A 6,595-nucleotide genomic window follows, 5' to 3' on the forward strand; every position below is an offset into this window, starting at 1 on the left:
AGTTCGCATTAGGATTGGACTGCGATATATATGCATCAGCTATAGGATTAATAACTACGGTAGGCATTACACCATCTCCTTATTCTTTCTTTTCCTCTGCTTTGCACCAATTTCAAAAAATTTGGGCTACTTTAATATATGCAAGAGAATATTTTTTGACACAAGGCGACAATTAATCCTGTCTCAGAATTATATGCTTTTTTAAAGTTATGTAATACTACTCCATAATTGGTAAAATAATAATTACCTCTACCATAATAAAGTAGAGGCATATTTTTATGAATGGTTATTTTGAAATTTAGCTACATATTCATAAGACATAAAAAAGCCTTTCATATTTTCTCCAACTATATTGCAAATTTGATTTAAGAAATTATCATCCTCCTGTGATATTTCCACAAAATAGTGAAATACAAATGGATTTACATAGCCACATTCTTCAAATATTTTATTTATATCTATCAACGTAAAGAATTTATTACATCTTGGATTTAATATTGAGTTATTATTATACATAAAGCTTCCACTTAATAAGCCTTTAATAACTGAATAATGCATCATATTCGGAATAGTAGCTATTATATATCCCCCCGGCTTTAAGAATCTTTTTATCTCTGATAGTAATTTCCATGGATCTTTGCTAAATTGAAGTTTATTACCAATTATTATATAATCAAAAAAGTTTTCTTTGTTTTCCTTAAAATTAATATTATAATTTTCCTCAAAGTCTTCAGTACTTATCTCTATAATTTTCCCACATATTTTTGCTATTTTTTCATTTGTTTCAATGCCGTATAATTTTGCATTAGGATACATGTGTTTTAGTTTAAGCAAGGTTGCACCGAGTCCACAATCAAACTCGATAATATTCATTTCTTTTTCTTTTAATTCATTTATTTGGCCTATAATATCAAACTTTAGTAAACTTTGATTATTAGAATTAAATCCCCATTTTTCTTCGAATTTTTTAGTATTTGTTTTTAAAATATCATGAAATTTAGTATAATCTTGTTTAAAAGACGTACTTCCAAAATGATGTATGAAGCTATCATTACAAAGCATAAGTTTATATCCTGCTTCTATAATTCTCATGCATAAATCATCGTCTTCAAAATTCCCAGGGGTAAATCTTTCATCTAAATTACCAATTTTATTAATAACCTCTCTTTTTATTAACATGCAAAACGCCACTAATCTAACTTTTTCTTCCCACTTTTCCTTTGATGAAATATTGTTCTCCTCTGCAAATTTAAGCATTTCTTCCATATCAGTATACGGTACATTTATTGATTGATAATTTGAACAATAATTAGTAATTGATGCAACAGCTCCAATTTTCTCATCACTATAAAGGCATATTTTAAGATTGTCAAGCCATCTTGGTGTAACTTTCGTATCATTATTTAATAGTAAAATATCATTATCCTTTTCTGCTGCTTTAATTCCAAGGTTACATCCTTTTGGGAAGCCTACATTCTCATCGTTTAAAATAAGTTTAATATCAGTTTGTTCTTTAAGCCATTCTTGAGTTCCATCAGTAGAGTTATTATCTACAACAACTATTTCGTAAGTACCATTTCTGGTATATTTTTTTATGCTCTCAAGACAGATTTTATTATAATCGAGATTATTATAAGTTAAAATTATTATGGATGTTTTTTTTTCTTCAACCATTAATTTCACATCTCCTCAGATAATTTAAGATTATAAATTTTTTTTAAAATTTCTTAATGCTTGGTAGGCTTATTTATCTATGGTATTTTATCGTAATTCTCAAAAAGTGAACCATATAAAAATAGAACAGATAAGATTAAAAAAAAGAATTTATCTTTTCGCAAATTTTTATCCAATCAAAATTATTTCTCGTATTAATTTGAATATCATCACAAATTCTTTTTAATCGTAAGTCATCTGAACATATATCAATTAATTCTTTTGAAAGGGCCACAAAATCATTTATTGGAAATATACTTCCATATTTTTTATCAGAAGTAATGTCTAATGCGCCATCTACATCTGAAGAGATGACAAAATTACCATTAAAGGCAGCTTCTCCAAATACTTGGGCAAAAGCTTCAACCCTGGAGGTTAAGCAAAATATTTTAGACTTTTTATATTCTTCCATGAGTAAATTTCTATCATAAATAGGCCCTGTAAAAATAACTTTGCTTTGCAATTTAGGATAAAATTTGAAATAATTACTTATATGCTGATTAAATTCTGATTCAATTGGGCCTATTAATTTTAACTTCCAATCATTAATTTTATCTGAAGCAATCATAAATGCTTCCATTACAATTTCAGTTGCCTTTTCATAGGTTCCCAATCTCCCTACAGTTAAAATAATATTTTCTTTACTACTATACTCAACAACATCACTATTAAAAAAATCATAAAAACCATTTGGTATATATTCAACTTTTATAGGCCAATTATTGTCAATTATTTTTTTTAAGTTCTTAGATTCAACAGTAATGAGAGTGCATAGATTTAATAAATTTATAAAGTACTCATTAAAAACTATTCTATTTAACCAATATCTATTTAAATCTAATTTTAAATAGATTTTCCCATTTGGATTAATTGCTTTATATCTTTCTATCATATTTAAATTAAAATCATAGTAGCCAATAAGCATTAGAATATCAGTTTTTTTCAATACTGATGCGATTGAGTCTTCACTTTCCATGAAATTTAGGTTAATGTCTTTAGTCATTACCTTATCATAATTTTCTTCATTTTTATTACATAAAATTGTTACCTCATAATTTAAATGTTTTTGAAATATATACGGTATTATTCCTACATCTTTTGTTAGATGAATGTTCCTCAATCCTGGCCAATATAGTGTAAAATATTTTTTCATATATACCTCCAAATTTTCCTATTTAAATAATACATTTTATAATTGCTAACTTGGTTAATTATTTTATAAAACTAAAATATTCTTTTATATGTTATGATTTGATTTATTATGTTGCTGCTATTATATTTAAAATATTGCATTTTCAGTTTTATTATCATTGAAAATGGTTATCCTAAATTTATAATTCTTTTAAGATAACCATTTCTTACAATTGAAATATTATTTCATATCTCAAATTGTTATTAAATTATATTGAGCAATAGTAATAGATAATTCAGTTTAACTTATTACTATATTTCACAAATTCACTCTACACCAAGGTACTACCAATTACTTCTCCATTCTTTGTTAAAGTAGCATTAGGTGTTGTAAATACAGCTATTGCACCTTTATGACTAGCATATAGCACTCTCTTTGCAATAAATGAAAGATCCACATTAGCTGTAAATGATCCAGGTAAACCTATAACATTACCTACAACAAAGCAACTTGTTGGAATTATACAATCAACTCCTAATCTAGTAATATAACTATCATTTAAAGTCATTCTACTTCTATGATTAGGCCAACATATCTTTCCTGAGAATGTCAAATTTTGAATTCCTAATGAAGATAATGGAATTAGAGTTGATCCAGGTATTAGTAATGCAGCAATATCGGCATGAGCCGTAAAAGGAGTACTTCCTATTATTCCAGTTGCAATTATCTTTAAATTTGCTACTTCAAAGGCTCTATTTCTTTCAATTGTCCTAAGTTTTATTCCTGGTTTAGTTGGTTTGTCACAGCAGCAAGGTGGTTGTAAAGTAATAGTTCCATTTAATTCATCAAATACATATACTGGATTACCTCCTACTCCATCACTAGCATCAAATAGTGATGTAGGTGTAAGTGTAAATGTTTGTCCTCCAATTATTATTTCGCTATTAGCTGGATCTGCTTGAGCTAATCCAATAAAATCATAGGTTATTCCTATGCTTCTTATACACACAAGTTGTCCATTAACCAAGCTAGGATTAGCGCTGTCTAATAAAAAGGGAATGTTAGATAATGTTCCTATATCTTCTCTTACAGTTGATACAACATCAAATAATTCATCTGCAATAATTGGTACACATACTGCGTCTCCTATGCTCGAACAACTTACTTTAATTGGATCACATCCATGGCAAGTACAATTATCATGCATTTCTGCTGATTCACAAGGTGTGCAAACTTCTGTAGTTGTTCCATCGGGGTTTGTTTCAGCAGTCACGCAATTTCTTATTTCGGCCATAATTAATATCCTCCTTATTTTAGATTTGTCTTTAAGTTCGATGATATTCCATCTTTTTCTACTTTATTGTATGAAACACATAGAAATATGTTTCCATTTAATAATATTGTTTTTAGTTTATTCTATAAGTTTGAGAATAAAATGTTTACCAACAAAATATAAATACATTGAAGAAATATTTTAGGAGTTATTTATGTCTTTTGTAAGAAAATTTGGCACTTTGCTTCAAAAAACTAATCAAGATATTGTAAATATAGATATAGATGATGATATTTATATTAAAACTTTCAATAGTAATCTTCAGCTTATATCTTCAAAAAAAATATTGCCTGGAGCTTATACCTTTCCAGATATTTGGTTTGACATAAATAAAAACGATTCAATATATGGTGTAGCAAATGTAAATAAAAATAGTATTATACATTTCTATATAAATCATAAGGTAATCATAAAAAATACTATACTAGAGTATGATTCAAGTGCCTTTTCCATTCAATTTCTTTATACAAAAAATATTGAGAATAACACTCATATTATTTATTATTTAATTGATAAAAGTAATATAAATCAATGTTCATTAATTCACTATTATAGAGAAGATAATGGATGGAAAAGAAGCGAAATAGACTCATTACAATATGATATTCTTACTAATTTTGTTGTACACTTTGAAGACTCTGTTCCAATAATATTTTATTTTAAAATAACTAATGGATATGAAGAACTCTACTCTTCAACTTATAATTTAGATACCAACACCTGGTCTATTCCCATCCAAATTACTAATTCTCACAAAGTTAAGGTATATTTATCTGCAATTAAAGGCTCTGATGGAAGCTATCATATAACTTACTCAGAAAATAATTTTAACAGATATTATTGCAGCTACATAAATGTATATGTTAACAATTATTCATCAGAATTATCTGCCAATAAAACTATAAGCGAAACCATAGCTTGTTCATTTCCAAATATAATTGAACATAAAAAAATACTCTATATTCAATGGGTAGAATTTAATACTTTACATTACTGTATTTCTTATGATTTTGGTAAGACCTGGACTAGACCTATTTTAGATAAAAACTCTTCAGAACATTCTTTTGCATGTTATAGCTATAAATCCAATAAACTTGACAATAACCAATTAAACATTCCTATTGTATTTGTAAATACTGAATCCTTTAGTACACTTGGATTCATAAATAATAATAGAATTTTTTAAATATATTATATCTATAAATGAAATCTAATAAATTATATATAAGGAGATAATATTTATGGAAAATTTAACAAAAATAAATTGTGCTGAAACAACTTATGTTTGCAACTTTCGCCCAAATGTTAATTTTTGCAAAGACGAGAAATTATTTGTTGGTTCTGTTCATGATAATTATAAGAATTTAAATTTATATAAGTCTCTATTTCAATTTTATATATCTGATTTAAATCTCGATTCATCAAAAAGTGTATACTTATTTTTATTTTTAGAAAATATATACCCTACTACCTGTAATAGTATTGGTGTTTCAATATCTGGCAATGATACTACTTTAGATATTTGCGATATTAATTGGTCTTCACTACCTAAGAAGAATAATCGTGTACGAATAAATATAAATATACCAACTAATTCAGTAAAAAAATATATAAAAATTAATATATCTCGTGTTATCAAATCTTTGAATTCATATAATAATACTTATACAATAATAATAGAACCTCTTAATTTTTATACAGCCTCTGTATTACAATTTAGCTCTAAAGTATGTTCAAACCCTCCTTACTTAGTTCTTGTAAATGATAATTATGAAAATAATATTGGTAATAATACGCCATTTGATGATTATGAATATGATTATGATGATATTGAAAATACTAATATAGATGATTTTTCTAAAGAAATTAACACTAAATCAGAATCTCAAAATTCAAAGTTAAATTCTTTTGAAGAAAGGTTATCTAATACTCCCCCTGCTACAAATAGCAATTCAGATGATATAGATGATAAGGTTATTCCAAGTTTAAATAAATTTGATAAGGATTTTTCTGAAATAAAAGATAGCATAAATTCGTTAAAAGAATATTTTCAAGATATAGAGGAATTAAAGAACTTGTCTTTTGATAACTTGCCTGAAGATCTTTTAAACAGATTAACATCAGACCTAAATGAATTAACAAGAAGCGAAATCTCTCAATTAAAAAATTCTGTTAATTATGATATTGTAGAATTAAGAAATTCTGTTAACAATGTTATTTCAAATTTAGACAGCTCAATAAAAGAAATAACTCAAACCCTATCTCTCTTATCTAATGAAGTAAGCAAAATTTCAGAGATAATAGGAAATGTAATTATAGAGCCTTTAGAAGATAAGTCTAATAACCTATATATAGATAAATAACATGTAAACTAGACTTATGTGGTAGCTTACCGAAATAATAAATATTTTTGTTAC

5 protein-coding genes are annotated in these 6,595 nt (G+C 26.4%); 2 read left to right on the top strand and 3 right to left on the bottom strand.

What is annotated here, in order from left to right; genetic code table 11:
- Positions 1-276 precede the first annotated feature (276 nt).
- The 3 genes from COL3_RS19720 to COL3_RS19730 form a co-directional block, all read right to left on the bottom strand.
- The gene (locus COL3_RS19720) at positions 277-1,674 is read right to left on the bottom strand and encodes a glycosyltransferase (protein WP_008424691.1); all 1,398 of its coding nucleotides are present in this window, start codon (positions 1,672-1,674) and stop codon (positions 277-279) included.
- 136 nt (positions 1,675-1,810) lie between these two features.
- Complete coding sequence (locus COL3_RS19725; protein WP_008424693.1) at positions 1,811-2,866, bottom strand: glycosyltransferase; 1,056 nt, start codon at positions 2,864-2,866, stop codon at positions 1,811-1,813.
- A gap of 310 nt (positions 2,867-3,176) precedes the next feature.
- Entirely contained in the window at positions 3,177-4,139 is a 963-nt protein-coding gene (locus COL3_RS19730) for a hypothetical protein (RefSeq protein WP_008424694.1), read from the bottom strand.
- 193 nt (positions 4,140-4,332) lie between these two features.
- Here COL3_RS19730 and COL3_RS19735 point away from each other — a divergent pair, with 193 nt between their 5' ends.
- Together COL3_RS19735 and COL3_RS19740 are read left to right on the top strand one after the other, a co-directional pair.
- Positions 4,333-5,364 carry a hypothetical protein gene (locus tag COL3_RS19735; protein WP_008424696.1) on the top strand — a complete coding sequence of 344 codons (1,032 nt, stop codon included), beginning with the start codon at positions 4,333-4,335 and terminating at the stop codon, positions 5,362-5,364.
- Between the two features lie 55 nt (positions 5,365-5,419).
- A complete protein-coding gene (locus tag COL3_RS19740; RefSeq protein WP_008424699.1) occupies positions 5,420-6,541 on the top strand; it encodes a DNRLRE domain-containing protein in 1,122 nt (373 codons plus the stop codon).
- Positions 6,542-6,595 lie beyond the last annotated feature (54 nt).

It is taken from the genome of Clostridium sp. LS, from assembly GCF_002760435.1.
Classification (GTDB): Bacteria; Bacillota; Clostridia; order Clostridiales; family Clostridiaceae; genus Clostridium.